The organism is Pantoea sp. B566 (assembly GCF_024793925.1).
GTDB classification, from domain to species: domain Bacteria; phylum Pseudomonadota; class Gammaproteobacteria; order Enterobacterales; family Enterobacteriaceae; genus Pantoea; species Pantoea ananatis.
The window spans coordinates 2808177-2833914 of sequence record NZ_JANUQL010000003.1 but is presented as its reverse complement, the minus strand read 5'-3'; the positions used below and the strand labels follow the sequence as shown (position 1 = coordinate 2833914).

At 52.5% G+C, this 25738-nt stretch carries 25 protein-coding genes; 12 read left to right on the top strand and 13 right to left on the bottom strand.

Annotated elements, in window-relative coordinates; translation table 11 throughout:
• Positions 1–29: 29 nt before the first annotated feature.
• From ghrB to NYE92_RS14945, 8 genes are all read right to left on the bottom strand, one after another.
• Positions 30–1004: a glyoxylate/hydroxypyruvate reductase GhrB gene (ghrB, locus tag NYE92_RS14980; RefSeq protein WP_013023985.1), complete on the bottom strand. Its 975-nt coding sequence runs from the start codon at positions 1002–1004 to the stop codon at positions 30–32.
• Positions 1005–1075: 71 nt separating this feature from the next.
• On the bottom strand, positions 1076–2356 hold the full coding sequence (locus NYE92_RS14975; protein ID WP_013023984.1) for an MFS transporter: 1281 nt from the start codon (positions 2354–2356) through the stop codon (positions 1076–1078).
• Between the two features lie 33 nt (positions 2357–2389).
• Complete coding sequence (locus NYE92_RS14970; protein ID WP_013023983.1) at positions 2390–3343, bottom strand: sugar kinase; 954 nt, start codon at positions 3341–3343, stop codon at positions 2390–2392.
• Between the two features lie 9 nt (positions 3344–3352).
• Positions 3353–4102 carry a sugar phosphate isomerase/epimerase gene (locus NYE92_RS14965; RefSeq protein WP_014332930.1) on the bottom strand — a complete coding sequence of 250 codons (750 nt, stop codon included), beginning with the start codon at positions 4100–4102 and terminating at the stop codon, positions 3353–3355.
• Positions 4103–4239: 137 nt separating this feature from the next.
• Positions 4240–5265, bottom strand: coding sequence for a LacI family DNA-binding transcriptional regulator (locus tag NYE92_RS14960; protein ID WP_013023981.1), 1026 nt, complete (start codon positions 5263–5265; stop codon positions 4240–4242).
• A 68-nt stretch (positions 5266–5333) separates the two neighbouring features.
• On the bottom strand, positions 5334–6317 hold the full coding sequence (locus NYE92_RS14955; protein ID WP_259019117.1) for a LacI family DNA-binding transcriptional regulator: 984 nt from the start codon (positions 6315–6317) through the stop codon (positions 5334–5336).
• 160 nt (positions 6318–6477) lie between these two features.
• Positions 6478–7140, bottom strand: coding sequence for an OmpA family lipoprotein (locus NYE92_RS14950; RefSeq protein WP_105079926.1), 663 nt, complete (start codon positions 7138–7140; stop codon positions 6478–6480).
• 115 nt (positions 7141–7255) lie between these two features.
• Positions 7256–7816, bottom strand: coding sequence for a DNA-3-methyladenine glycosylase I (locus NYE92_RS14945; RefSeq protein ID WP_024472034.1), 561 nt, complete (start codon positions 7814–7816; stop codon positions 7256–7258).
• 210 nt (positions 7817–8026) lie between these two features.
• Here NYE92_RS14945 and NYE92_RS14940 point away from each other — a divergent pair, with 210 nt between their 5' ends.
• The 4 genes from NYE92_RS14940 (at position 8027) to NYE92_RS14925 (ending at position 11430) form a co-directional block, all read left to right on the top strand.
• On the top strand, positions 8027–8632 hold the full coding sequence (locus NYE92_RS14940) for a hypothetical protein (protein ID WP_014332935.1): 606 nt from the start codon (positions 8027–8029) through the stop codon (positions 8630–8632).
• Between the two features lie 172 nt (positions 8633–8804).
• Positions 8805–9341 (top strand): primosomal protein DnaT, encoded by a 537-nt coding sequence (gene dnaT / locus NYE92_RS14935; RefSeq protein ID WP_014332936.1) that lies wholly within the window; start codon positions 8805–8807, stop codon positions 9339–9341.
• Positions 9341–10081: a DNA replication protein DnaC gene (dnaC, locus tag NYE92_RS14930; RefSeq protein ID WP_013023975.1), complete on the top strand. Its 741-nt coding sequence runs from the start codon at positions 9341–9343 to the stop codon at positions 10079–10081. Before dnaT ends, dnaC begins: the two co-directional genes overlap by 1 nt.
• Positions 10082–10296: 215 nt before the next feature.
• A complete protein-coding gene (locus tag NYE92_RS14925; protein ID WP_013023974.1) occupies positions 10297–11430 on the top strand; it encodes an ROK family transcriptional regulator in 1134 nt (377 codons plus the stop codon).
• 6 nt (positions 11431–11436) lie between these two features.
• Here the strand turns inward: NYE92_RS14925 and NYE92_RS14920 are convergent, their stop codons facing one another.
• Positions 11437–12393 (bottom strand): LacI family DNA-binding transcriptional regulator, encoded by a 957-nt coding sequence (locus tag NYE92_RS14920; protein ID WP_014594951.1) that lies wholly within the window; start codon positions 12391–12393, stop codon positions 11437–11439.
• A 290-nt stretch (positions 12394–12683) separates the two neighbouring features.
• Between NYE92_RS14920 and NYE92_RS14915 the strand changes: the two genes are divergently transcribed.
• The 7 genes from NYE92_RS14915 (at position 12684) to NYE92_RS14885 (ending at position 20252) form a co-directional block, all read left to right on the top strand.
• Complete coding sequence (locus NYE92_RS14915) at positions 12684–12998, top strand: PTS sugar transporter subunit IIB (RefSeq protein WP_013023972.1); 315 nt, start codon at positions 12684–12686, stop codon at positions 12996–12998.
• Between the two features lie 12 nt (positions 12999–13010).
• The gene (locus NYE92_RS14910; protein ID WP_013023971.1) at positions 13011–14348 is read left to right on the top strand and encodes a PTS cellobiose transporter subunit IIC; all 1338 of its coding nucleotides are present in this window, start codon (positions 13011–13013) and stop codon (positions 14346–14348) included.
• 12 nt (positions 14349–14360) lie between these two features.
• On the top strand, positions 14361–15743 hold the full coding sequence (locus tag NYE92_RS14905; protein WP_019104660.1) for a glycoside hydrolase family 1 protein: 1383 nt from the start codon (positions 14361–14363) through the stop codon (positions 15741–15743).
• A gap of 11 nt (positions 15744–15754) precedes the next feature.
• Positions 15755–16057, top strand: coding sequence for a PTS lactose/cellobiose transporter subunit IIA (locus NYE92_RS14900; protein ID WP_014332939.1), 303 nt, complete (start codon positions 15755–15757; stop codon positions 16055–16057).
• 184 nt (positions 16058–16241) lie between these two features.
• Complete coding sequence (locus NYE92_RS14895) at positions 16242–17621, top strand: carbohydrate porin (RefSeq protein WP_259019115.1); 1380 nt, start codon at positions 16242–16244, stop codon at positions 17619–17621.
• Between the two features lie 507 nt (positions 17622–18128).
• Complete coding sequence (locus NYE92_RS14890) at positions 18129–19430, top strand: MFS transporter (RefSeq protein WP_014594947.1); 1302 nt, start codon at positions 18129–18131, stop codon at positions 19428–19430.
• Positions 19431–19445: 15 nt separating this feature from the next.
• Positions 19446–20252, top strand: a complete 807-nt coding sequence (locus NYE92_RS14885) for a substrate-binding domain-containing protein (protein ID WP_014594946.1) — start codon at positions 19446–19448, stop codon at positions 20250–20252.
• Here NYE92_RS14885 and NYE92_RS14880 read toward each other — a convergent pair.
• From NYE92_RS14880 to NYE92_RS14865, 4 genes are all read right to left on the bottom strand, one after another.
• Positions 20227–21126 (bottom strand): LysR family transcriptional regulator, encoded by a 900-nt coding sequence (locus NYE92_RS14880; RefSeq protein WP_014332944.1) that lies wholly within the window; start codon positions 21124–21126, stop codon positions 20227–20229. The two genes, NYE92_RS14885 and NYE92_RS14880, sit on opposite strands and share 26 nt — an antisense overlap.
• 166 nt (positions 21127–21292) lie before the next feature.
• The gene (locus NYE92_RS14875; protein ID WP_014332945.1) at positions 21293–22615 is read right to left on the bottom strand and encodes a PAS domain-containing methyl-accepting chemotaxis protein; all 1323 of its coding nucleotides are present in this window, start codon (positions 22613–22615) and stop codon (positions 21293–21295) included.
• A gap of 306 nt (positions 22616–22921) precedes the next feature.
• A complete protein-coding gene (locus NYE92_RS14870) occupies positions 22922–23137 on the bottom strand; it encodes a YdgH/BhsA/McbA-like domain containing protein (protein WP_013023962.1) in 216 nt (71 codons plus the stop codon).
• A 333-nt stretch (positions 23138–23470) separates the two neighbouring features.
• A complete protein-coding gene (locus NYE92_RS14865) occupies positions 23471–23659 on the bottom strand; it encodes a YjfB family protein (protein WP_014332946.1) in 189 nt (62 codons plus the stop codon).
• Between the two features lie 1094 nt (positions 23660–24753).
• Between NYE92_RS14865 and NYE92_RS14860 the strand changes: the two genes are divergently transcribed.
• Entirely contained in the window at positions 24754–25689 is a 936-nt protein-coding gene (locus NYE92_RS14860; protein WP_014332947.1) for an omptin family outer membrane protease, read from the top strand.
• Positions 25690–25738: the final 49 nt, after the last annotated feature.

The window sequence follows — 25738 nt, the reverse complement described above, 5'->3', positions numbered from 1 at the left end:
CCGGCGGGCGCAATGGAAAGCCGTAGGGATTACGTCAGGACATGCGGATTAACGCAGTTTTTCTCTACATTGCCGTTAAGGGCTGCAATCAGGTTTTCAACCGCATCCTGCATCATTCCGTATCGGGTTTCGTGGGTCGCTGAACCAATGTGCGGCAGCGTCACGACATTCGGTAACGACAGCAGCGGCGAGTCAGTGGGTAAAGGCTCTTTTTCGAAGACATCCAGCCCGGCGGCGTGAATAGTGCCCTCCTGCAGGGCGGCAATCAGGGCGTTTTCATCCACCACTGGCCCACGGCCGGCATTGATCAGTACCGCACTGGATTTCATCAGTTTCAGCTGTTCCGCGCCGATCAAATGGTAAGTCTCTTCAGTCAGCGGCAGGCTGATGCATACAAAGTCGCTCTGTTTCAATAGCGTTTCCAGTTCACACCGTTCTGCGGCGAACTGTGACTCAGCCTGCGCGTGCTGGCGGCGAGCCTGATAAATAATTTTCATGCCAAAACCGAAATGCGCCCGCTGGGCCAGCGCCATGCCTATGCGGCCCATCCCCAGAATGCCCAACGTTTTGTGGTGTACATCAATACCAAAATGCGCCGGACCGATGCTTTTTTGCCAGTTGCCAGCCTTGACCCAGGCATCCAGCTCCGGAATGCGGCGCGCGCTGCTGAGCACCAGCGCCATGATGGTGTCGGCGACCGTTTCAGTCAGCACCGTCGGCGTGTGCATCAGCACCACGCCTCGTTGATTTAACGCATCCACATCAAAGTTGTCATAGCCCACAGACACGCTTGAGCAGGCCCGCAGTCTGGGCATTTTTGCCAACAGATCGCGATTAACTTTGCCGCCCGAGCCCAGTAATCCTTCCGCCTCCTGCAGCGCTTTTTCATGCTGCTGCTGGCTTTCTGGCGACAGATCCTTCATTTCAGTCACCGTGGCGTGTTCAGCAAGACGCGCACGCAGATCGTCAGGCAATTTTTTGTATAGAATGACGGCGGGTTTCATCAGATAGCTTCCTGTAAATAGATGACGGGCAACGCTAAGGTCGCCCGGAGAAGAGGCTAACGCTTACGCTTTCAGGCCGGTTTCGCCCCATGAAGCGATGGCGCCTTATTTTGTGCAGGTTTGACGATAAGCGTCAGTACCACTGACAGCAGTAACGCCCCTCCCATAAAGATATAGGAGGCAGAAGGACTCCCGGTCGCGCCATTCAGATAACCCACAATCCATGAGCCGATAAAGGAACCCAGCGCACCCATACTGTTAATCAGGGCCATTGCGCCACCTGAAACATTACGTGGCAACATTTCCGGGATAATGGCAAAGAAGGGGCCATATGGCGCGTACATCGCAGCCCCGGCGATCACTAACAACGTATAGGATAGCCAGAAATTGCCCGATCCTACCAGGTAGGAGCCGAGGAAGGCCAGCGCCCCAATCAGCAATAAAGGCCAGACGAATAACTTACGGTTTTGGGTTTTGTCTGACGCCCAGGACACCAGTACCATTGCAATGGTCGCCGCCAGATAAGGCACTGCCGATAACCAGCCCGCCTCCACCATGCCCATTTGCGTACCGTTACGCAAAATTGAAGGTAGCCACAGCACGAAACCGTAAACGCCAATGCTCCAGGCAAAATATTGCATACACAGAATGATCACATTGCGGTTACGGAAGGCTTCCCCATAGTTACGCACGGCCTTGATACTTTCCTGCTCTTTTTGCAACTCGGCCTGCAGCGCGGCTTTTTCGACCTCACTCATCCAGCGTGCCTGTGAGGGTTTGTCCTGCACCATAAACCACCAGGCTACGGCCCAGATGACCGCAGGAATGCCTTCAAAAATAAACATTTCCCGCCAGCCAAAGGCCTCAATCAGATAACCGGAGACCACTGACATCCATAATACCGTGACCGGATTGCCCAGGATCAGAAAGGTATTAGCCCGCGAGCGTTCAGATTTAGTAAACCAGTTACTGATATAAATCAGCATCGCAGGCATTACGGCCGCTTCAACCACGCCGAGGATAAAGCGAATGGCCGCCAGCATGGGAATATTACTGACTACGCCGGTCAGTGAGGCGCAGCCGCCCCACAGAATCAGGCACCAGAAAATCAGTTTTTTTACGCTGCGGCGTTCGGCATAAATCGCGCCGGGTATCTGAAAAAAGAAATATCCCAGAAAGAACAAGGCGCCCAGTAATGACGACATGCCTTTCGTGATGCCCAAATCGTCGTTAATGCCCGCTGCTGAGGCAAAACTAAAATTGGCACGGTCAAGGTAGGCAAGGCTGTATGTAATAAACACGATGGGCATGATGAACCACCAGCGTTTTGGCGCGATCGTCTGCGTTTTCATCGGGAACTCCTCTGTCTGTGTTTGAGGGCTGGGCTATGCATCGCCTAACTGCTGACGCGTCGGCAACCCTTCGCTGTCGCCAATAACCTGAATCGCCAGTGAACCTATTTTGTTACCCCGGCGGATCGCCTGCACCAGTGGCTTCCCTTCCAGCAACGCACTAATCACACCCACGGCAAAGCCATCCCCTGCCCCTACAGTATCGACGACGTTATCCACTCTCATCGCCTCCACCTGGCCCTGTTCACCGCTGGCCGTCTTGTACCAGGCCCCCTCACAGCCGGTTTTAATGATCACCGCCTTTACGCCCTTATCAAGATAAAAGTCAGCGATATCCTGCGGCTGGCGATAGCCAGTTAAGATATAGCCCTCTTTTTCGCCAGGCAGTACCCAGTCCGCGTATTCTGCTAACAGATTGAGCTGCTTGCGCATTTCGCCTTCGCTGCGCCACAGTACTGGACGCAGATTGGGGTCAAACGAAAGCGTTTTGCCTCGCGCCCGCATCTCTTTCGCAGCATGCTTTGTCAGCTCAAGTGAGCTGTCTGAAATCGCTGCTGCAACCCCGCTGAGGTGCAGATGACGTGCAGCGCCAAAATAGTCGTGATCAAAATCTGTTGGCGACAGATGACTGGCGGCGGAGCCCTTACGAAAGTACTCCACCAGCGGATCTGAACCGTCGTCGACTTTGGATTTCAGCTGGAAGCCGGTTGGATAGCGCGGGTCAACGGTCACCTGACGATGATCGATATTTTCCTTATCCAGCACCTGACAGATGAAGCGACCAAAGGCGTCCTGCCCCACGCGGCTCACCCAGCCCACTTTCAGCCCCAGTCGCGCCAGACCAATAGCGACGTTCAGCTCTGCGCCAGCGGCGCGCTTCACAAAGGTGTCTACTGCGGCCAAATCGCCCGTTTCACGGGCGACAAACATGGCCATGGCCTCACCGATGGTGATTACATCAAGCGTGCCGTTTGGATGGGTAGTCATATGTACTCCTCAGACGTTACGCAGCAGCGTCACATAATGGCGCGTCACCGCAATCAAATCGTCGCCTTCCAGCGGAAACTCAATGCCGCGAGGCACTGCTGCTGGCAACCTGTGTAACAGGCTTTGCCAGCCAGGGCCGGCATCATCCAGCGCGATGGCGCGGTAGCTTGTCCCCTGCGGCACCGCCGCTTTGACATGCACGTAACCCACATGCTCAGCCAGCAGACCAGCCGCCTGGATCGGGTCTTCACCTGTCCAGCACCAGTTACCCATGTCAAATGTCATGGTAATCGGCAGCGCCGCCTCACCGGCGGCCTTAAAGAACCCTACCATCGGTTGCTGTTTGCCGAAGCGGGTTTGATCGTTTTCCACAGTCAGGGGCACGCCATATTCTGTCATCAGGCCACGTAGCTTTTCGCTGTACAGCGCGCCCGTAAAGTTACCCAGCGCCACTTTCAGCCGCTGTGCATTCAACTGACGTGCTTCGGAAAAATAACCGTCCAGTAAGGGGTTAAGTTTGCCGTCCTCACAGAACAAGGTGTCGGGTACCGAATAACTGATGCGCAGCTGGTGCACCTGCGCTGCCTGCGCCAGCGCGGGTAAATGGGCTAACGTGGTCTCATCAAACAGTTCACGGCGGATTTCCACACCGTCGGCGCCCGCCTGCTGGATAAGGGGCAATAGCGCGGCCTGCCCGCCCAGCTCAGCAATCTGTTGATGACCATACGCGGCGGCCACGACGATGATTTCGGGCTTCATTACGACTCCTGATGTGAAAATCTGCATTAACGTTATAAAAACGTTAAATGGAACCGGTTCCAAAGCAAAGTAGCAAAATGCGGAAGTATGATCGTGCTCACGAAGCGAGCACGTAATCGAAGGGAAGAGTCTGAAAATCAGCCGAGGCGTTGGCTGGAACCGCGCACGATGAGTTCGCCTGAAAAAACCTGTTCACAAGGTGGATGGTCGTGCCCCTCAATACGGGATATAAGACGTTCGAGCGCGCGATAACCGATTTGCCAGGTGGGCTGCTTTAAGGTGGTAATACCGACGCCAGCCAACGCAGCCCATTCGAGCTCGTCAAACCCTAACAGGCCAATATCTCTACCCCAGCGCAGGGCAAGACGCTGCAGAGAATGAGCCACCTGCAAGGTCAGGGCGCCATTGGCTACCATTACCGCACAGCGTTTTCCCGCGTGCCGCTGATGAAAGTCGCGCAGAATCTTATCCATTATCCCGGGCTGGTGCAGCGCGACTTCCGCATTCTCATGGGCGATTGCGGGATGTGCAGCAAGACGTTGCCGAAACGCCTGCAGTCGCTCCCGGCGCGTATTCACGCTGCCTAAGGGTTCGCTGAGAAACAGCAGCGACTCATAACCGTTGTCAATAAGATGGGCTGTGGCCGTTTCTGCCGCTTCGGCATTATTCAACCCGACCACATCGCAGGGGAAATCAGGGATTTTTCGGTCGATCAGCACCATGGGCAGTAAAGACTGTTGTAGTCGGCTCAGTACCGCTTCATGCATGCCAACGGCGTTAACGACAATGCCCTCAACCTGATAGCTGCTCAGCAATTGCAGGTAATGTTGCTCCAGATCGACTTCGTTATTGGTATTACACATCAGTAACGTAAAGCCACATTCACGGCAGGCCGCTTCAATGCCACACATGACGTCTACAGAATAGGGATTGGTGATATCGGCGATGATCAGGCCAATGAGTCGGGTACGCCCCCGTTTCAGGCCACGTGCCATCTGGCTTGGCCGATAGTTAAGATCGCTAATCGCCTGCTCGATGCGCATTTTTAAATCGGCAGAAAGCAGATGTTGCTCGCCGTTTAAATAGCGCGAGACGCTGGTTTTACCGGTTTTTGCCGCATGAGCAACATCGCTGATAGTGGCGCGAGGCGGCCTGATTTTCATAAAGTATTCCGCAAATTAAGCATCCCGCGAGACTACCACAGCCATACAACATGGCAAAAACGTTCGCGTTACTGGGGAAATTGCAGCCAGGGTTGCCACAGTACTTGTAACTCCGCCAGCGGTGCTCCTTCCAGCAGCCGCATCACCATCATCGCAACCTGCTCGCCTCTCTGCTGCTCGCTGGCCTGCCGAATGGCGATAACCGGATGTTCGATAATGGCGTCGACCGGCAGCCCATCCCATGCCACTAAGGCAACAGCAGTATCACCCTCCAGGCGGCCCGCCTGCTGTAAGGCCACGAGCGCGCCTTCCGCCAGGGCGCTGCAATCGGTGATAATGGCCTGAGGTTGCAGCCCCTGTTCCAGCCAGTCTGTGGTTTGCTGATAGCCCGCCCGGCGCAACGGCGCAACCACCGCCGTGGCATAGGGCGGTACGGAATCCATTGCGTTGAGGTAGCCCTGGCGACGATCGCGCACAAAGGTGCAGGTTGTATTGCCCCCGAGCCAGGCGATGCGTTGCATACCCAGCGCCAGGCAGTGTTTTACCGCCAGTGCCGAACCTGCGGCGTTATCAACGTCGAACCAGGCATGATTCTGCTCTGAATCACTGCGTCCCAGCGTAAGAAAACTCACGCCTTTCTGCTGCAGGCTGAGCAGGCGCGCGTCATGAGGTGACGTGTGCGTAACAACAATGGCATCCACTGCCCGGCTGCGCAGCATGCGAATCAGTGAACGCTGCCCGTCATGCGGTTTATCTGTTAACAACACGAGATCGATATCGTGTTTGGAAAGACGCTGATCGAGCGCCAGTAATATCTTGTTAAAGTGCGTATCGTTGAAAGCGGGTGTGGTCATTGGATAAACCAGGCCAACCGCATTGGCACGGCCGGTTTTCAACCGTCGCGCTGCAACGTTGGGACGGTAGCCGCGCCGCTGCGCTTCTTCTTCCACGCGCTGCCGCGTTTGCTTTGCCACATCATCATAGCCGTTGAGTGCCCGGCTCACTGTGGTAACGGAGAGACCCAGTACTGACGCAATGGCTTTTAGTGACATGATGCGTTATCCATTGTTCAATTTGAACCATTCTGGCATAAAGCGTTGACAGGCACCGTGCGCAGGTTCCCAACTGGAAACCTTACCCATTTTATTACCAAAAGCCGTCGAAAAAAGGACAGCGAGTCTGACTTTGCCCCCGACAACGGGGGCGAGATGATCAATTTAACGGACTGAGCGTGATTTCAACGCGGCGGTTCTGCGCCTTACCGGCTTCAGTGCTGTTGGTTGCAACTGGACTGTCTGGACCTGCCCCCTGGGTATGCAAGCGGTTGCTGGCTACACCCTGAACGATCAGCGCACTGGCCACACTCTCTGCACGCTGCTGCGACAGACGCATATTTAAAGCACGCGAGCCGGTGCTGTCCGTGTGTCCCACGACATTCACGGCGGTTTTAGGATACTCTTTTAGCACCATAGCGACGCCGGTCAGCGTATTAGCGCCCGCCGGTTTCAGGCTGCTGCTACTGGAATCAAAGGTCACATTGTTCGGCATATTCAGCACGATGTTATCGCCCTGACGCGTAACGCTAACGCCGGTTCCCTTCATTTTGTCACGCAGCTTCGCTTCCTGAACATCCATGTAATAGCCCACGCCGCCGCCTAACGCCGCGCCGCTTGCTGCACCGATTAACGCACCTTTGCCCCGATCTTTCTTCGAAGAGGAAAGCACGCCAACGCCAGCACCCACTAATGCGCCCAAACCTGCGCCTACACCGGATTTTCCCGCCTGAGACTCACCGGTATAAGGATTAGTTGTACAACCTGATACCACCAAACTACCGCTCAACAGCAGGGTGAGAGCAATTAACTTTTTCTGCATTATTTGTCCCTTAGATTCATCACAACGAGGCACCTTGTCCCCGGTTGGCATTGATTATGCCGCGCAAAAGTGAGGAAAATCCTGAGACAATGTCTTATTTTGTAAAGGATCGACGTTAAATGTTGTCAGGATGACAAAAGCAGTTGGTTTGATGATCGTTTATCAGGCCGCAGGCCTGCATAAATGAATAACAAATTGTCGGGCCGATGAATTTAAAACCACGGGTCTTTAGCGCTTTTGAAAGCGCGATAGCCTGCGCAGAGGTGGTGGGGCTTTGTTTGTAATCGGCAACATGATTGACGACAGGCTGATTATCAACGAACTGCCATACAAAGTGGGCAAAATCCTCCCCTTTTGCTTCCATTGCCAACATCGCCCGGGCATTAGCAATAATGGCCGCAATTTTTCCGGGATGACGAATAATGCCGCTGTTTTGCATCAGTTGGGCGATATCCTGTTCGTCCATCTGCGCAATGGTTTGCGGTTCAAACTGGTGAAACGCGGCGCGGTAATTTTGGCGTTTTTTCAGTACGGTAATCCAGGATAACCCAGCCTGCTGGCCTTCCAGACAGAGCATTTCAAACAGCGCCTGCTTATCCCTCTGTGGTCTGCCCCACTCGTCGTCGTGATACGCCAGATAGACAGGATCTTGCGTTACCCAGCCACATCGTTGCATCGTGTTTTTCCTTTTATGCCAGGCCATGTTTATTGCCTCGATAGTAGAGGGAATCCTCCAACATTTGAACCCGAGTCACAGTAAATTGCGAGGCCGCTTCGGTTATCCGTTGCAGTCATGCATTTAGCTGAACCGATCACGCATAAAAAGCGAAGGCAGCGATAACGAATGTAAATACAATGATAACGATAGTCATTTTCAGGTAACTCCATGCGTAACAATGTCATCCTTATTGGGCGTGAGCTCACCGTATTTCTTTTTGCTTCTCTGTTTATCACCTTCATGATCGGCCCCATCTATATCGATGTGGTCTGGATGAATAATGCGCTGCACGAAGCGTCTTTTACCGAAACCGCGCAGGAACTGTTGTTATTCAGTCTTGCCGCACTGTTTTTTATTGCCGCCCGTCATCGGCCTGCACAACGCGGTGGATTAACCCTAATTGCCGGTTTTTACAGTTGCATGCTTATTCGTGAACTGGATTTTTTCTTCGATCTCATCCGTCATGGTAGCTGGGTGTGGTTTGCGCTGGCGATCGCGCTGGGCAGTTTAGCGGTGGCCATGCGTACCCCAAAGCAGACCCTGAGCGCGCTGGCCGATCTCCTCAGGCACAACCGCTGGCCCGTTATGGCTGCCGGATTGATGATCGTGCTGGTTTTTTCCCGACTGTTTGGGATGAACACGCTGTGGTCTCACCTGATGCCCGATCACTACAATCGTGGCGTAAAAAACATGGCCGAAGAAGGCGTGGAATTACTGGGCTACAGCCTGTGCTGGCTGGCCGGGCTCCGCTATCTGTGGCAAACCCGTCGCTAAAAGCGTAAGACAGCTTACGCCACGTCCGCCCAGCCATTGTGTGAACGCATCCGGTTGGGTGGAAAACCTCAACGCTTTTTCAGCGATCCCGCGCGTTAAAAAAGGTACAATATCCGCTTCTGCACTGGAAATTTTATCCGGTGTTCGGTGTAAGTTAACCGCAGGTCTTTTCATGTCAGTCAAAATCTTAACGTCAACGCTTATTGGTCTTGAGGCTTTCCGTCAGGATCCGCTCAGCGCCTTGCAGCAGGCTGAAGACGGCACGCTGGCGGTGCTGGAAAATTATACGCCCGTAATGTATGCCATTACGCCAGCGCGCCTCGCGCGGCTACTGGCACTTGAGGCCGCCGCCCAGCAACCCAGTGATGTGGCGCTGGACGACAGCCTGTATGACGATGTTTCTGCTACGCTGCATACGCCGGTGGGTAAATTCGCCATGTATGATGGCTGGCAGCCGGACGCTGACTTTACGCGACAGGCGGCCATCTGGGGCGTTGCACTAAGCGAACCGGTGACGCCAGCTGAACTGGCTGCCTTTGTGGCCTACTGGCAGGCGGAAGGGCGTTTGTTTCATCATGTGCAGTGGCAGCAGAAGCTGGCACGCAGCCTGCAAATGAATCGGGCGGCCAATGGCGGACAACCCAGACGTGACATTACACAGTTGCCAAATCCTGACAGCACAATTCCTGATGGTTTCCGGGGTGAATAATGAAAACGCCGAACGATCTGTTTAACCGTCTGAAACGAATGATGCCCGCGGGTACCCGACCCAAGTTCACAAACGGTGAAGAATTACTGGCCTGGAATCAGGAACAGGGCCGTCTGCGATCAGAATCTATCGTGCGCGAAAATCGTGCGATGAAAATGCAGCGCATCATGGGCCGTTCCGGCATTCGCGAGCTACACATCAACTGCTCGTTCGATAACTATCGGGTTGAAAACGAAGGCCAACGCAAAGCGCTGGAACTGGCTCGCCAGTATGCGGCCGAATTTGATGGCAGTATTGCCAGCTTTGTTTTTTCTGGCCGTCCAGGCACTGGCAAAAACCACCTGGCAGCCGCCATTGGTAACGATCTGATTTTACGTGGCAAGAGCGTGCTAATCGTCACGGTGGCAGATCTGATGTCGAGCATGAAGGGCACCTTCAGCGGCAGCAGCAATATTACGGAAGAACGGCTGATTCAGGATCTCAGCAGCGTTGATTTGCTGGTGATCGATGAGATCGGTATGCAGAGTGAATCGCGCTACGAGAAAGTGATTATTAACCAGATTGTGGACCGCCGTTCCTCCTCGAAACGCCCGACGGGCATGCTGTCTAACCTCGATCACGCCGGGATGAATGCGCTGCTGGGTGAACGCGTTATGGATCGCATGCGGCTGGGCAATAGCCTGTGGGTTCGCTTTGACTGGGAAAGCTACCGTAGCCGCGTTCGCGGTGATGAATACTGATTTGGCTGCCCGCGAACGCGGGCCAGCTCTTTACCTTACCGTTATACAATCCTGTGGCCTGGCACCCATTTCTGACTTAATTCTCTCGCCCTGAGGCCGTCGCCGTTTGGCAGGCTTATCTGCACGATGCTAAGTTTTGATTAGACATCAAACTAATAAGACTTCATCGTTGGTGGCAAATCTGCTGCCGATTTCCACACCTGGGGTAATCCGCCATGAAAGTGACTGGCAAAGGGCCTGCATTAATGCGGCTGAATAATCAAAAGCGGGTCATGGCGCAACTGCGCCAGCGCCGTATCACGTCGCGGCAGGACCTCGCGCACATCCTGGCAATCAGTAAAAATACCGTGTCGCAGATTATTGATGATCTGCTGGAACAGGATCTCGTGCAGGAGCTGGGAAAAGCCAGTGTCTCTGCGGCAGGTCGCCCTAAAATCCAGATTACCCTGCGTCCGGAAAAGCTGGTCAGCGCCGGCATAATGGTGGAAAAGAACCTGATCCACTGGCAGGTTTGCGATTATTTCTCTCAACCCCTGGCGGAACAAACCCTGCGGACAGATACCAGCCGACCGGGGCCACTGTTAGCGGAGGTGACCGCCTTATGTGAAAAACTCACCGAATCCTGGCCGGGCCTGCTGGGCATCGGGCTGGGCTTTCCTGGCGTCGTCGATCCCAGACGGGGCTGGATGCATTTATCTACCCATCTGGGCTGGCAGGACGTTGATCTGGCGAGCAACCTGCGTAAACAGATCAGATTACCGATTCGCATTATGAATAACGTTAAAGCCGCTGCGCTGCTGTCTGTGCAACAACTCAACTTGCCCGCCGAAAGCGGGCATTTTTATTTACGAATTGCCGAAGGAATTGGCGGCGCACTGGTACAGCACGGTGTCGTTTTTACCGGCAACAGCTGGACGGCGGGCGAAGCCGGCCACCTCACTGTCCAGCCGAACGGGCCTCGCTGTAGCTGCAACCGTCAGGGTTGTCTGGAAGCCATGATCAGTAAACCTGCCATTAATCAACAGCTGGCCCAGCGTCAGCCGGGGCTGACCTGGCACAACCGCGACAGCGCGCCTAACGTGGTAAACGAAGTGATGCAACTGGCGGGAAACTATCTGGGTATCGCGCTCAGCCAGATCATGCTGTTGCTCAATCCGGCCAACATCATCATTGATTGCCCTTGGAGCGTCAGCCCAACATTTTGTCAGGCCGTACTTAATCAAACCCAGGCCAACAAGCTGGCATTCATTGCCGCTCACACTCAGGTACATTTTCTGACGTCGCACCTTGCACCGGCAACGGGACTGGCGCTGGCGATTATTGAACAACAAGAGCAGCGAACGGACTAAGGGCGCTCAGCGCTGGCGAAAGTCAGGGATAATCAGGTCACCCCGCATGACATAGGAGTCCAGTACGCTACGCGTCTGTTCAGTCAGTGCCTTAACGATGCGCGCTGCCATCGCGTCCATCGAGTACTCAATCGCCGGAATAGTCGGAATGCCGGGCAAGTTCAACGAGCCCGCCAGACTGAAGACCATAATGTCGTCGGGAACCTTTTTGTTGAACGCCTGCAACTGGGGAATGACTTTCTGCGCCTGTTGTTCATCCGCCACCAGCAATGCGCTGAAATTCAGCGTGGACGCGTTATTCAGCAACTCCTGGAGTGCTACCGAGGAGGATGTGGCGTCCATAAACACAAGGTTGCGGTTAAACGGCAGAAAGTTTTTTTCCAGCGCGTGTTTATAACCCAACAGAACCCGATCGGAAAATCCCATTCTGTCAGGATGAATCAGAGCAATCTGTCGGCGATTTTGGCTTATCAGGTAGTTGCAGGCGGTTTCGGCGGCAAAGGCGTGATCGAACTGAATGCTGTTAACGTCGTCCCCGGCTTCCAGACAATCCACCAGGATAACGTTTTTTTGATTCAGGTTCAGCGGGAAGCGCGCGCCGATAATCAATACATCGTCACACAACCCACAGGTCAGCTCATCAAGACAGGTCATCACTTCCATCCTGCTGTTCGCGAAACGGAGCAAGAGGTGTTTTTGGTGCTGGCTGAGGTGTTTTTCCAGCGCATAGAGGTAACCGGTGGTCTGGTTAATGTTGTCCTGTGCGCAAATTACGCCAATACAGCCGGTGGTTTGACTGAGTAATGACTGAGCGATCACGTTTGGACGATAACTGAGTTCATCCACCGCTTTTAATACCGCAACGCGGCTGGCTTCTTTTACACCGCGTGACCCACTCAACACGCGCGACACCGTGGCTTTTGACACACCCGCGAGACGCGATACATCGTTGATAGTAGACATTCTTTTCCCCTGAAAACCCCGCTGAATCCCTGAAAAACGCCCTAATCCTGCGGCTCAAATAATCATCACCGGCAGTATAGCTTTTTCGTTTTTTCATGGAAACCGATTTTCCATTTCTTCTCAATTATCGACAATAACTTGAAATTACGTGATCTGAATCGTAAGAAAAATGTTTATTTAACGGGGATCATGATGCCTGTCACACTTCCGTTTGCATCAAATGGAAACCGGTTTCCGTATCATATCAAATCACGTCTGTAACACGTTTTATACGCAAAGGAGGGTTACTCATGATCAGGATTATGTTGTGTTGTTCAGCAGGAATGTCCACGAGTCTTTTAGTCCGCAAGATGGTCGACGTTGCGAACCAGCGCGGGCTGAGTGTGCAGATCGATGCCTGGGGCGTTTCCGAATTTGATGCGCAGTTTCCAAACTATCAGGTCGTTCTGCTCGGTCCGCAAGTGAAGTACATGTTAACCACGCTCTCAGAAAAAGCTGCCACCCACGGCATTCCTGTCCAGGCCATCAATATGACGGACTACGGCATGCAACGCGGTGACAAGGTGCTGGATTACGCTCTGTCGCTTATTGAAGCGGCACACTAGAAAGGTGTCATTATGAGTTCGTTATATCAGTCGATGGTGACGGTAATTGAACAGTCCATTACGCCACTCGCCGGAAAGTTAGGTCAGCAAAAGTATGTGATAGCGATTCGTGACGGCTTTACGGCGGCGCTACCGTTTATGATTATTGGATCGTTTATGTTGGTATTTATCTTCCCGCCGTTTTCAGCGGACACCACCAACAGCGTTGCCCGTGCCTGGCTGGACTTTTCCATCACTTATCGCCAACAGCTGATGCTGCCGTTTAATCTCAGCATGGGCGTTATGACCTTTTTTATCTCGGTCGGGATTGGTGCCAGCCTGGGCCGCCAGTTTAATCTGGACCCCATCATGTCGGGTTTGCTGGCATTTATGGCGTTTTTACTGGTGGCCGCGCCTTATGCGGATGAAAAGATCTCTACCCAGTATCTTTCCGGTCAGGGAATTTTTACTGCCTTGATTACCGCCATTTACGCCACCCGGGTTTATGCCTGGCTAAAACAAAATAATGTCACGATCCGCCTGCCGAAAGAAGTGCCTACCGGCGTGGCACGCTCCTTCGAGATTCTGATCCCGGTACTGGTGATTATCGCAACGTTACATCCGCTCAACCTGTTTATCGAAGCGCAAACCGGCATGATTATGCCACAGGCGATCATGCATTTGCTGGAGCCGCTGGTTTCGGCTTCGGACTCTTTGCCCGCCATTTTGCTTTCCGTCCTGCTGTGTCAGATTTTCTGGTTTGCCGGTATTCATGGTGCACTGATCGTCACCGGCATTATGAATCCCTTCTGGATGGCTAACCTCTCTGCTAACCAGGCCGCCCTGGCGGCGGGAGCCGCGCTGCCGCATGTCTATCTACAGGGGTTCTGGGATCACTACCTGCTGATTGGCGGAGTGGGCTCCACCTTACCGCTGGCCTTCTTACTGCTGCGTAGCCGGGTGCTACATTTACGCACCATTGGCAAAATGGGCGTGGTGCCCAGCTTTTTTAATATCAATGAGCCCATCCTGTTTGGTGCGCCGGTCATCATGAACCCGCTGCTGTTTATCCCCTTCGTCTGCGTTCCAATGATTAATGCCGTGCTGGCTTATACCGCCACGAAACTCGGCTGGATCGCCCAGGTGGTTTCGCTTACGCCATGGACCACGCCCGCCCCGATCGGTGCCTCCTGGGCCGCTAACTGGGCGCTAAGCCCGCTGGTGATGTGCCTGATTTGTATGCTGATGTCGGCGCTGATGTACTTACCCTTCCTGCGTGCCTATGAACGCAGCCTGATTAAAGCAGAAGAGAAAAAAATCAAGGATGCGCCCCCTGCAGGCCAACCCGTGCCCGGTCATCCACAGGCTTAAGGAGCCCATAAAATGAACTACCGTTTTCCTGAAAATTTCTGGTGGGGCAGCGCCAGCTCGGCGTTACAAGCCGAAGGGGACAGCCTGAATGGCGGTAAAAGCCCTACCACCTGGGATCGCTGGTTTGCACAACAGCCTCACCGTTTCCATCAAGGCATTGGCCCACAAGACACCTCGGGCTTTTATCAGCACTGGCAGCACGATATCGCATTACTAAAGCAGTTAGGGCACAACAGCTTTCGCACGTCGCTGAGCTGGGCGCGCCTGATGCCAGACGGCACTGACGCCGTGAATCCTGACGCCGTGACTTTTTATAACAAGGTCATCGATGCATTACTGGCGCAGGGCATTACACCGTTTATCACCCTGTTTCATTTCGATATGCCTCTGGCTATGCAGGACAAAGGCGGCTGGGAGAACCGTGAGGTTGTGGAGGCATTTGGCCGCTATGCCCAGCGCTGTTTCGCGCTGTTCGGCCATAAGGTGAAACACTGGTTTACCTTCAATGAACCGATTGTGCCGGTCGAAGGTGGCTATCTGTACGATTTTCATTATCCCAACGTTGTGGACTTCAGACGAGCGGCTAACGTGGCCTTGCACACAGTCCTGGCACACGCGCTGGCAGTACGCGCCTGGCGTAACGGCGGCTACGACGGTGACATTGGTGTGGTGCTGAACCTCACGCCGTCCTATTCACGATCGGCGAATCCGGCCGATGTGCAAGCCGCACATCATGCTGACCTGTTGTTTAACCGTAGCTTTCTGGATCCGGTTCTGAAGGGAGAATATCCCGTGGATCTGCTGAGCTTACTGAGTCAGTACCACCAGCTTCCGCGCTGCCAGCCTGGCGACGCTGCGTTGATTGCCGACGGCATTATCGACCTTCTGGGCGTGAACTATTATCAGCCGCGCCGGGTGAAGTGTCGGGACAGCGCCGTCAATGCTGAAGCGCCCTTTATGCCGGAGTGGTTATTCGACCACTATGAAATGCCAGGCCGTCAGATGAATCCGTATCGTGGATGGGAAATTTACGCGCCCGGTATTTACGATATTCTGACTAACCTGCGGGTTAATTATGGAAACCCGCGCTGTTTTATTTCTGAAAATGGTATGGGCGTTGAGAATGAACAGCGATTTATTCAGAACGGTGAAATTCTGGATGATTATCGTATCGAATTTGTTTCCGAACATCTTAAATGGCTGCATAAAGGGATTCGCGAAGGCTGTCATTGCCTGGGTTATCATATGTGGACATTTATTGATAACTGGTCATGGCTAAACGGTTATAAAAATCGTTACGGTTTTGTGCAGTTAGATTTAGCCACGCAAAAACGTACGATTAAAAAGAGTGGCAAATGGTTTGCTGAGGTTGCCGAAAATAACGGTTTTAATTGAGAGCGACGATCATGATTGAACTTGAAGACGCGGTAATGACGATTATTGTCAATGCCGGGCATGCCCGCAGCCTGTGCTTTGAAGCCCTTCAGGCAGCACGAAAGGGTGACGTTGATGAGGCAAAAGCCCGGCTAAAGGAGGCCGACGACTATTCCCGCACCGCGCATCAAATGCAAACCCGATTAATAGAGCAGGATGCAGGTGAAGCCCGCCAGCCAATGACCTTAATTATGGTCCATGCTCAGGATCATTTAATGACCTCAATGCTGGCTCGTGAACTGGCAGAAGAAATTGTTTATCTCTACCAGCGTTAATAAAAAAACATGACAGGAGATCGGCTGAAAAACAAAAAACCTCTGGAAATAACATAATATAAAAATCAACTTGCCCTGGTCATCAATAAACCCGCGCAGGATGGTTATTGTCTGATCATTAACACACGTCGTTATTCGGGTTGAACATCATCAACCCGAATAACGCTGTGCAAACGAGATAGCCATGAATATTATTCGAAAACTTCCATTACCTCTGGCGGTGATAGCCGCGCTGTGCCCTGCCGTCGCCGTTGCACAGGAGTTTACGCAGGAACAGATCGACGCCATCGTCGCCAAAGCCGTTGATAAAGCCCTGGCCGAACGTCAGGCGAAGATGGATGCAGCCGTAGCGAAAAAAACGGACGTGGTGACCGACCCGCAAAGCCCGGCCCAGTCACCGGATATGGCAATCCCCTTTGGCGTCACGTTCAGCGGCTATGCGCGCTACGGTGCGCACTATCAAAGCGGCGATCAGAAATATGTAGCCGTGGACGGTTCTTATAACGGTGCCTCCGGCATTGGCCGTCTGGGCAACGAAGGCAACGGTGGCGAATTCCAGCTCTCCAAGGCGTTTAAAAGCCAAAGTGGGGCTATCTGGGATGTCAATGTGATGATCGATCACTGGGGCGACGAGGTGAATCTGAAAAAGGCCTATGCCGGCGTGACGAATGTGCTGGCATCAAATCCTGATGCCTACCTCTGGGCCGGACGGGACTTTCATCAGCGCCCGCAGCAGAACATCAATGATTATTTCTGGATGAACCATGATGGCCAGGGCGCGGGCGTGAAGAACTTCGATGTGGGCGGGATAAAATTTGACGTGGCCGCCGTCGCTGCCGTGGAATCCTGTAGCCCTGAAGTGCTCAGCGATGAGTCTAATCCCTCGCGCATCACCTGTACGGGAGGTTCAGGTACCGGGGATAAAGGCAACTACGCTGCCACCTCTAAAATTCACGGCATCAAGCTGGGCGCACTCGATCTGGAGCTGTACGCTAATTACGGTTTCGACTCTAAAGCCGAAGAGAGTGAAGACCGCCTGAAAGCCTGGCAGGGTGCGTTTGTACTGAGCCACACTAACGACCATGGCGTGAATAAAGTGATTGCCCGCTATTCTGACAATTCGGATAACAGCGTTTACAGCAAAACCGAGGGCCTCAGCACTGTGTATACCAGCTTTGAGGGTAAGCATCTGTTTAGCCCGCAGGCACAGGTCGAGTATTTGTTGGGTTATCACGACTACGATAACAGTCGGCTGAAAAGCGATAACCGGAAGAACTACGCCGCGATTGTCCGCCCAATGTATTTCTGGAATGACGTCCATTCCACCTGGCTGGAAGCCGGTTATCAGCGCGTTAACTACGATGAAGGCGGCAGTAACCATGGTTGGAAGCTGACTCTGTCGCAAAATATCGCCATTGCCATGGGGCCGGAGTTTCGTCCTATGCTGCGCTTCTATGTCACCGGGGGCAAAGTGGACAATGCGCGCACCGCTCGCGTGAACGGCAGGGAGAACGAAATACTGGACGACTTTAATCTGGGCGCGATGTGGGAAGCCTGGTTTTAGGCATAACCCGAACAGTGATCTCATCCTGCGGATGACAGACGCGCATTCTGTCTCCAACAACGATAACCCATTGCCGATCGGAGGTTCCCGTATAGGGCCGATCGGCATTGGCGCTTTGCAACGGCATGTTGTCATCCCCTGTGGTCTGGCGGTCTCAGGTAAGGGCGGGAGATCAGGTCCACGGGCTGCGAGTTTAGCTCCTGCCAGGCCAGCGCCCGGCACGCCCGATAAAACCTGACAATCGCGTTACGCTGCCCGGTCGCCTTCAAAAACCCGTATGAACCTTGTCACAAAACACGCATTCCGTTTTTCCGTGTTTACCGGTGACCGTTTATCCCGCCATGTTGTTAAAGGCTTGTTACACATAGCCTCAGGTAATGGCTTAGGGTTATTGATGCACAGTACGCATTAGTCGATGAGTTTATTGCGCTTATTTACTTTATTTTCCTGATCCAGTCTTCAGCAACAGACGCGGCAAAAAGCGTCAATGATAAACTGGAGATACCGATGCATTCCTCGACTTCACCTATGACCACCCGCGCCCGAACCGGCGCCATATTACGTGTTACCTCAGGCAACTTTCTGGAGCAGTTCGACTTTTTCCTGTTCGGCTTTTATGCCACCTATATTGCTCACACCTTCTTTCCTGCGAGCAGTGAATTTGCCTCACTGATGATGACCTTTGCCGTGTTCGGCGCAGGCTTCCTGATGCGCCCCATTGGTGCTGTGGTGCTGGGCGCATACATTGATAAGGTCGGCCGACGTAAAGGTCTGATTGTTACCCTGTCAATTATGGCGGCGGGCACCTTCCTGATCGTCCTGATTCCGTCTTACCAAAGCATTGGGCTTTGGGCACCGATGCTGGTGTTAACCGGCCGCCTGTTACAGGGTTTCTCTGCCGGAGCCGAACTGGGCGGCGTTTCCGTTTATCTGGCTGAGATCGCCACGCCGGGCCGTAAAGGCTTTTATACCAGCTGGCAGTCCGGTAGCCAGCAGGTTGCCATTATGGTTGCCGCCGCGATGGGCTTTGCCCTGAATGCCGTGCTGGAAGAAAGCGCGATTCGTGAGTGGGGCTGGCGCATTCCGTTCCTGTTTGGCTGCATGATTGTGCCTTTCATTTTCTTTCTGCGCCGCAAGCTCGAAGAAACCCAGGAATTTAACGCCCGTCGTCATCACCTGGCGATGCGCGACGTGTTTAAAACCCTTCTGGCCAACTGGCAGGTTGTGATTGCCGGCATGCTGATGGTGGCGATGACCACCACCGCGTTCTATCTGATCACCGTTTATGCGCCTACTTTCGGCAAGAAAGTGCTGATGCTCAGCGCCTCGGACAGCCTGCTGGTTACGCTGCTGGTCGCCATTTCTAACTTTTTGTGGCTGCCGGTTGGCGGAGCGCTGTCTGACCGTTTTGGACGTAAACCCGTCCTGGTCAGCATGACGCTGATCGCGCTGGCGACCGCGTATCCTGCCCTGACGATGCTGGCTGCTGCCCCCAGCTTCTCCATGATGCTCACTGTCCTGCTGTGGCTGTCATTTATTTATGGCCTGTACAACGGCGCGATGATTCCGGCACTTACCGAGATCATGCCAGCTGAGGTGCGAGTAGCAGGCTTTTCACTGGCTTACAGCCTCGCGACCGCCATCTTTGGCGGATTCACGCCGGTGATTTCAACAGCGTTAATTGAGTACACCGGCGATAAAGCCTCTCCGGGTTACTGGATGAGCTTCGCTGCCGTCTGCGCCTTACTGGCAACGCTGTACCTGTACCGTCGCAGCACGGTCAATCTGCAAACCGCCGTTAAACATTAAGTCAGGGCTTACATAATGAAAATAATTTACCGTTCACTCCTTGCCACGTTGGTTCTTTCGTCGGTCAGCACCGCGGTGCTGGCAAAAGATGTGACCGTGATGATTTCTGGCGGCTTCAAAGCCGCGCTGGAAAAACTGACGCCTCAGTTTGAAGCGAAAAGTGGCGATAAAATTATTCTGGTGTCCGGGCCTTCCATGGGCAAAACCCCGCAGGCGATCCCCAACCGACTGGCGCGCGGGGAAAAAGCCGACGTGGTGATTATGGTGGGCGATGCGCTCAGTCAGCTGGAAAAAGACCGGTGGATCAAACCAGGTTCACGCGTTGAGCTGGCCGATTCGCCGATCGGCATTGTGGTGAAGAAGGGAGATGCCAAACCCGATATCAAAACGGATGACACACTGCGTAAAACCCTGCTGAATGCTAAATCCATTGCCTATTCCGACAGCGCCAGCGGTCAATACGTTAGCAATCAGTTGTTTAAAAAGTTAGGCATTGAAGACAAGGTCAAAGGCAAAGCCCACGAGGTGGAGCGCATTCCGGTGGCGTCTGAAGTGGCAAAAGGCCACTATGCGCTGGGCTTCCAGCAGGTGAGTGAGCTCCTGCCGGTGCCGGGCGTGACCTTTGTAGGCGAACTGCCTGACGACGTGCAGTACATCACCCGATTTGCCGGCGCCGTGCCAGCCAAAGCTGAGCATCCAGAGGAAGGCAAAGCGCTACTTGATTTCCTGGCGTCAGCTCCGGCTCAGGAAGTGGTCCATGCCACGGGCCTGCACTCGGTCAAAGCGCAGCAGCCTGCTAAGCAGAGTGATACCGTTCAGTAATTAGCTTTTCCAGTTCAGCGGCAATGTAGGACTGAATGCGTCCGCTGCGCCGGATCAGGCCAACGGTGCGTTTCACTACCGGATCGGTAAGCGGCAGATGAACCAGCACCGAATGGCCTGATGACGGCATCGACATCGCGGGAACGGCAGCAATGCCGATTCCCGCTTCAACCATCCCTAACATGGTTGTGACATGCCGGGTTTCGCAGATACTCGGACGCGCGGGAACGACATGGCCCAGCGCGGAATCAAGTAGGTTACGATTGCCTGAAGTTTTATCCAGCCCCACGTAATCCTGCTGATAAAACTCTTGCCACGTCAGACTTTTACGGCTGGCAAGAGGATGATCGTGCCGACAGGCAACCACGTAAACATCCTCAACCAGCGGTAAAAATTCAGTGTCAGGCGGCGGATTACCCGAGAAGCAAATGCCAAAATCTGCCTGACCGCTGGTGACGGCCTCTATGACGTTGCCTGCGCTACTGTCAATAATTTTGACACGTACTCTGGGATAGCGGGCCTGAAAGCGGCGGATCACATCCGGCATAAAGTAATAGGCAGCAGACGGCACTGTGGCCACCGTCACCAGGCCTGTTCTGTCCTGACTGACTTTACTGATATCCGCCATAACTTCTTCAAAGTTGATCAGAAGCTGCTCTGAACGTGCGGCAAACGTCTGACCATAAAGCGTCAGCGTGACCCGGCGAGTGGTTCTGTCAAACAGCCTGATTCCCAGTGCCGTTTCCAGCTTCTCGATCCTGCGGCTCAGCGCCGACTGAGACAGGCAGATGGATTCCGCTGCAATACGGAAATTGCCATATTCGACCAATGCGCGAAACGCATAGAGATCGTTAAGATCGAAATTAACGGGCATAGCGGCTGACGTTCCTTTCAACGATGGAGAAGCAAAGACAGAGGGAACTCATAGTGCCTTATCGAATGGCGGCAAACAAAGTGAAATGTTGACGGGACGGGTAACAGAAAACGGCAGGTCAAAAGGGGGATCGCCCGTGCAAACAGGCGATCCGGCATAACAAAAACTACGCGACACGCGGTGACGCTGAACGAGACACGTTTCTGACCGCTTCCTCGGCTCGCGCTGAATTACTCTGAATGCTGGCTATCACCTCTCCGGCCTGACGCATCAAATTAACGCCGCGAGCCGTGTTTTTCAGGTTATTTTCGATATCTTCCAGCACCTTTTTGGCCAGCTGATTATTGCTGGACACCACGCGCCCTATCTCTTCGGTTGCTTCATTAATTCGGGCCGCCAGGGTCCGGACTTCAGCTGCCACAATGGCGAAACTGCGTCCAGACGTGCCGGCCCTGGCCGCCTCAATTGCCGCATTCAGGGCGATGAAACGCGTCTGCTCGGCGATGTTGCGAATGGTATGTACCATATCAGCAATACGATCCGACTGTCCGTTTAAGCCAAAGACATCTGCGGATACGCTGTTCATCTCTTTCGCAATTTCGGCCATCGTTCTGACGCTGTCTTCAATCACATCCGCGCCCGTTACCGAGCTTTCGCGGGTTTGCTGCGCCATCTTCCACGCGTGTTGAGCCGCCTCATTTTCCTGCTGGTTCTGCAATACCTGCTCGGTGACATCACTGGCGAATTTGACAATCTTGTACATCCGCCCCTCTGCATCAAAAACCGGATTATAGGTTGCGCGCAGCCAGATAGTTTCGCCATTACGATTGAGCCGCGGATACTGCCCAGAGAAAAATTCTCCCTGATTCAGACGCTGCCAAAACTGCTGATATTCCTGGCTGTTACGCAGCTCCTCAGAGCAGAACATCCGGTGATGCCTGCCCAGTACCTCGTCTGCCTTGTAGCCCGTTGCTTTGAGGAAGTTTTCATTTACCTCCAGCACTTCACCGGCTTTATTAAACGCGATGACCGCCATTGAACGGCTGATGGCCTGCACCAGCGCATCCTGCTGCTGTGCCTCACTGATACGCTCGGAGATATCTGCTGCCAGCTTAATCACCTTGATGACGCGGCCATGTTTGTCTTTTACTGACACATAGCTGGCTTCCAGCCAGACCGGATGGCTGTCTTTGCCCAGGCGCAGGTATTTACCACTAAAGCTCTTGCCGCTGGCAAGGCGCAGCCAGAACTGGCGGTACTCGGCTGAGTTCACCATTGATGGCGGGCAAAACATACTGTGGTGACGACCCACAATCTCTTTCGCGTCGTAACCCATCTTGCTCAGAAACAGGGCATTTGCGCGAAGAATGATGCCATCTGGGGTAAATTCGATGATCGGAACCGCATCGTCCAGTGCTCTGAGCGAATCGGCGGCGTGTTTATGCTGGTGTTTAGGAAAAACAGAAAATAGTTTTTTTAATATTGTCATTTTTATACTGCCATATTGAGTGGTCTGGATGAGTTATCGGCAGGATAAAGAACGGGCTTGAGACAATGGCGGATAAACAAGCAACAGATTGTGACAAGGTTAATAACTTCGATACAGGGCTGAATACCGGACGCAGCGCTGCCTGATGACCGCGTTAAAAGGGGAAAACTGTCATTGTGCTGAGAAACATGTGCACTTCAGGTCAATAGCGCTATCGGCGAAAGAAGACGTTCTCATCGTCCGCGATAAAACCCAAAAAAAAAGCTGCCATCAGGCAGCTCTTTCGCTTTGCTCAACATAACGCTGTTATTTATACAGCTCAGCAGTCATGTGAACACGATCGTTGGTATTGGCTTCGATGATTTTATACTGTGCGCCCTGCTGCTCAGCCTGGGCAGCAATTTTCGCTTCTGTGCCATCGAGCGTTGAACCGGTGGCGGTAACGGTTTGCGCAAAAGCGGAAGCTGACATCAGTGAGAGCGCAGCAACGGCGGCAAGTGAAAGTGTTTTCATGGTTTTCATAATCCTGTTCCTTATCTTGTAAGCGGGAAAGCGGTTCGCTTTCGATGGGGATAATGATAACCAATGTTATTAATACATAGTTAACAATAAGTGCCGTTATTGTGATCATGCTATCTATTGCACTGATAGCGCTTTGCTGTTTTGGGTTCTGCCGGATTGACTGAAGAACATGGGTAATGGTTGCCATAGCAGGTTTTAGAAAGCGGATGAGGGATGAGTTGCTTGTCATGGAGGCGTTGAGAAGGCGGTTAGCCGGGCACACTCAACGCAAAACAATTGATTGCGTGGTGCATTTAAAACGGGCGACACAACAAAAGCCGCCCGGGGGATCCGTCAGGCGGTGGTGTTGATATTGCGCCCTACCGCCGGGTTAGCAGGAAGCGCGGTGACGCCTTCAACCAATGTCGTGATGGTATCTGCCTGTTGGTTCAGGGTTTTCTTTAACAGCGTCGCATTGGCTTCACCACGTGCCTGCCATTGCTCCAACCCTGCAGACAGCGTTGTGAGTTGCTGAATATCCATGCAGTTGCTCCTTATGTTGACTGAGCCCCGAATGGGGGTCACATAATACCGGCGACGGATTTCGCCAGTTGCGCATAAAGTATCGGCTTGAGGCGCTAATACTTTAAGGTGTCTGCCGGATCGGAGTGTAAAGGGGAAAGGCAGCACGAGGTATCTCCCGTACACTATTGAGTAAACTCACATGACTACTGAGTTCAATATTTCCATGCATACCGAAGCTGAGCATTTACTCACAGGTTAATCCTCTGAATGAAGATAAGAAATAATTTTTTATTTCAATCACCATAGCCATGCTAAAAATACACTTATTTTAAGACATTTGATAATGTGTAAATTCAACAAAAAAACCTCTCTATAGATAAGTTCAAACGCCAGAAACCTATCATTAGAGGAGAATCAATAGATCTCTCCCCACATCTGTTTAACCCCCGTTTATATTTTATTATGTCATGGTGCCAACGATGATAACCGCTATCGTCAACAATCGTAATGAGACCAATGACTCTCAAAGCAGATTTTAGTGAGTAATCACTTAATAAATTCGCTTACATTCGACGACTTAATCAAGTCAATAAGGATAACATGGCCTGGTGTAATCTGGTGCTTATGGCGACAGTCGTTACTGCACATTTACGTGCGCTGCGCCTATGAGGAGCACCGATGAGGAATGCATATATTAAACAATTGGGTATAGATCTTTTCCAGGTAACGGGAGCTTGTGAAGTTTATTTTCAAATCAATGAAGTAAAACTGAGATTACCGCAAATTAATTTACCAAAGAAAACTGCATTTCATGAGTAAATCTACAACCGGGCGCCTAATAAGATTCGCGATCTTAGGGAAAAACGCCGACAATTAATCAGCGTATTTCTCTTTAGCCAGACCAGGATAGAATTGTAACACTCACACCCTTAACTCTTCATTCTGGACGTGAAATAACGAGCTAGTACAGATATTTTATCATGACTTACCTCATTTAGGCGGTATTAAATTCTACGAAGCTTCATAATTTTTTCACTTGTTTAATCAGATAATTCTATTTTATTCTGGAACTGATTTTCAGGGTTTTTTAATAAAAAAACAGGGTGATAAAAATGATAAAGAGTGTTTTTGCAGTGATGATGGCAGGGGTTGCAGTAGGTGTTCAGGCCGAAGAAACGTCATTTACACCTAATCTCTCCGCTGAGAGTCTTAGTGTATCTGCCTCAACAGGTATGCTGGGTGGAAAAGCTGGGGAGCTTGTTTACGACCCCGATACGGGTCGTAAAATCAGTCAACTGGACTGGAAGATCAAAAATGTGGCTATTTTGAAGGGCGACATTTCCTGGGATGCATACTCGTTCCTGACGCTTAATGCACGGGGATGGACTTCGCTTGCCACTGGTTCGGGTCGTCTGGACGATTACGACTGGCAAGACAGTAATCAAGGGAACTGGACCGATCATTCTTCACATCCTTATACGCGCATGAATCATGCTAATGAGTATGACCTCAATCTGAAAGGGTGGTTCCTACAGGGAGATAACTATCGAGTAGGCGCCGTAGCTGGCTATCAGGAGACCCGTTTCAGTTGGACTGCTATTGGCGGCTCATTTGATTACAACAATGGTACTCTGGTCGGTGATTTTCCACGCGATCAAACTGGCATCGGTTACAGTCAGCGCTTTTCAATGCCGTATGTAGGACTGACTGGGCGCTACAGAATAAATAACTTTGAATTCGGTACTCTGCTTAAATTCAGCGACTGGGTTAACGCCCATGATAATGACGAACATTATGTTCGCCAGTTAACGTTCCGTGAAAAAACATCAAGTTCGCGTTACTACGGTGCCTCCATTGACGCAGGTTATTACGTTACGCCGAATGCCAAAGTGTTTGCTGAATTTACCTACAGTAAATACGAAGAAGGCAAAGGGAGCACACAAATTTTTGATAACGTCAGCGGCCAGTCAGGGACTATTGACGGCGATGCGGCAGGTATTGCTAACCATAACTACACTGTGACAGCAGGCTTGCAGTATCGGTTCTGATCATGTTCGGACATTCACAGGCGAAGCGCTGTTTCGCCTGATTTTACCC

What these genes read in the sequence shown, in the direction of transcription:
- ghrB (WP_013023985.1), bottom strand. Translation starts at nt 1,004, where the DNA reads ATGAAACCCGCCGTCATTCTATACAAAAAATTGCCTGACGATCTGCGT.
- NYE92_RS14975 (WP_013023984.1), bottom strand. Translation starts at nt 2,356, where the DNA reads ATGAAAACGCAGACGATCGCGCCAAAACGCTGGTGGTTCATCATGCCC.
- NYE92_RS14970 (WP_013023983.1), bottom strand. Translation starts at nt 3,343, where the DNA reads ATGACTACCCATCCAAACGGCACGCTTGATGTAATCACCATCGGTGAG.
- NYE92_RS14965 (WP_014332930.1), bottom strand. Translation starts at nt 4,102, where the DNA reads ATGAAGCCCGAAATCATCGTCGTGGCCGCCGCGTATGGTCATCAACAG.
- NYE92_RS14960 (WP_013023981.1), bottom strand. Translation starts at nt 5,265, where the DNA reads ATGAAAATCAGGCCGCCTCGCGCCACTATCAGCGATGTTGCTCATGCG.
- NYE92_RS14955 (WP_259019117.1), bottom strand. Translation starts at nt 6,317, where the DNA reads ATGTCACTAAAAGCCATTGCGTCAGTACTGGGTCTCTCCGTTACCACA.
- NYE92_RS14950 (WP_105079926.1), bottom strand. Translation starts at nt 7,140, where the DNA reads ATGCAGAAAAAGTTAATTGCTCTCACCCTGCTGTTGAGCGGTAGTTTG.
- NYE92_RS14945 (WP_024472034.1), bottom strand. Translation starts at nt 7,816, where the DNA reads ATGCAACGATGTGGCTGGGTAACGCAAGATCCTGTCTATCTGGCGTAT.
- NYE92_RS14940 (WP_014332935.1), top strand. Translation starts at nt 8,027, where the DNA reads ATGCGTAACAATGTCATCCTTATTGGGCGTGAGCTCACCGTATTTCTT.
- dnaT (WP_014332936.1), top strand. Translation starts at nt 8,805, where the DNA reads ATGTCAGTCAAAATCTTAACGTCAACGCTTATTGGTCTTGAGGCTTTC.
- dnaC (WP_013023975.1), top strand. Translation starts at nt 9,341, where the DNA reads ATGAAAACGCCGAACGATCTGTTTAACCGTCTGAAACGAATGATGCCC.
- NYE92_RS14925 (WP_013023974.1), top strand. Translation starts at nt 10,297, where the DNA reads ATGAAAGTGACTGGCAAAGGGCCTGCATTAATGCGGCTGAATAATCAA.
- NYE92_RS14920 (WP_014594951.1), bottom strand. Translation starts at nt 12,393, where the DNA reads ATGTCTACTATCAACGATGTATCGCGTCTCGCGGGTGTGTCAAAAGCC.
- NYE92_RS14915 (WP_013023972.1), top strand. Translation starts at nt 12,684, where the DNA reads ATGATCAGGATTATGTTGTGTTGTTCAGCAGGAATGTCCACGAGTCTT.
- NYE92_RS14910 (WP_013023971.1), top strand. Translation starts at nt 13,011, where the DNA reads ATGAGTTCGTTATATCAGTCGATGGTGACGGTAATTGAACAGTCCATT.
- NYE92_RS14905 (WP_019104660.1), top strand. Translation starts at nt 14,361, where the DNA reads ATGAACTACCGTTTTCCTGAAAATTTCTGGTGGGGCAGCGCCAGCTCG.
- NYE92_RS14900 (WP_014332939.1), top strand. Translation starts at nt 15,755, where the DNA reads ATGATTGAACTTGAAGACGCGGTAATGACGATTATTGTCAATGCCGGG.
- NYE92_RS14895 (WP_259019115.1), top strand. Translation starts at nt 16,242, where the DNA reads ATGAATATTATTCGAAAACTTCCATTACCTCTGGCGGTGATAGCCGCG.
- NYE92_RS14890 (WP_014594947.1), top strand. Translation starts at nt 18,129, where the DNA reads ATGCATTCCTCGACTTCACCTATGACCACCCGCGCCCGAACCGGCGCC.
- NYE92_RS14885 (WP_014594946.1), top strand. Translation starts at nt 19,446, where the DNA reads ATGAAAATAATTTACCGTTCACTCCTTGCCACGTTGGTTCTTTCGTCG.
- NYE92_RS14880 (WP_014332944.1), bottom strand. Translation starts at nt 21,126, where the DNA reads ATGCCCGTTAATTTCGATCTTAACGATCTCTATGCGTTTCGCGCATTG.
- NYE92_RS14875 (WP_014332945.1), bottom strand. Translation starts at nt 22,615, where the DNA reads ATGACAATATTAAAAAAACTATTTTCTGTTTTTCCTAAACACCAGCAT.
- NYE92_RS14870 (WP_013023962.1), bottom strand. Translation starts at nt 23,137, where the DNA reads ATGAAAACCATGAAAACACTTTCACTTGCCGCCGTTGCTGCGCTCTCA.
- NYE92_RS14865 (WP_014332946.1), bottom strand. Translation starts at nt 23,659, where the DNA reads ATGGATATTCAGCAACTCACAACGCTGTCTGCAGGGTTGGAGCAATGG.
- NYE92_RS14860 (WP_014332947.1), top strand. Translation starts at nt 24,754, where the DNA reads ATGATAAAGAGTGTTTTTGCAGTGATGATGGCAGGGGTTGCAGTAGGT.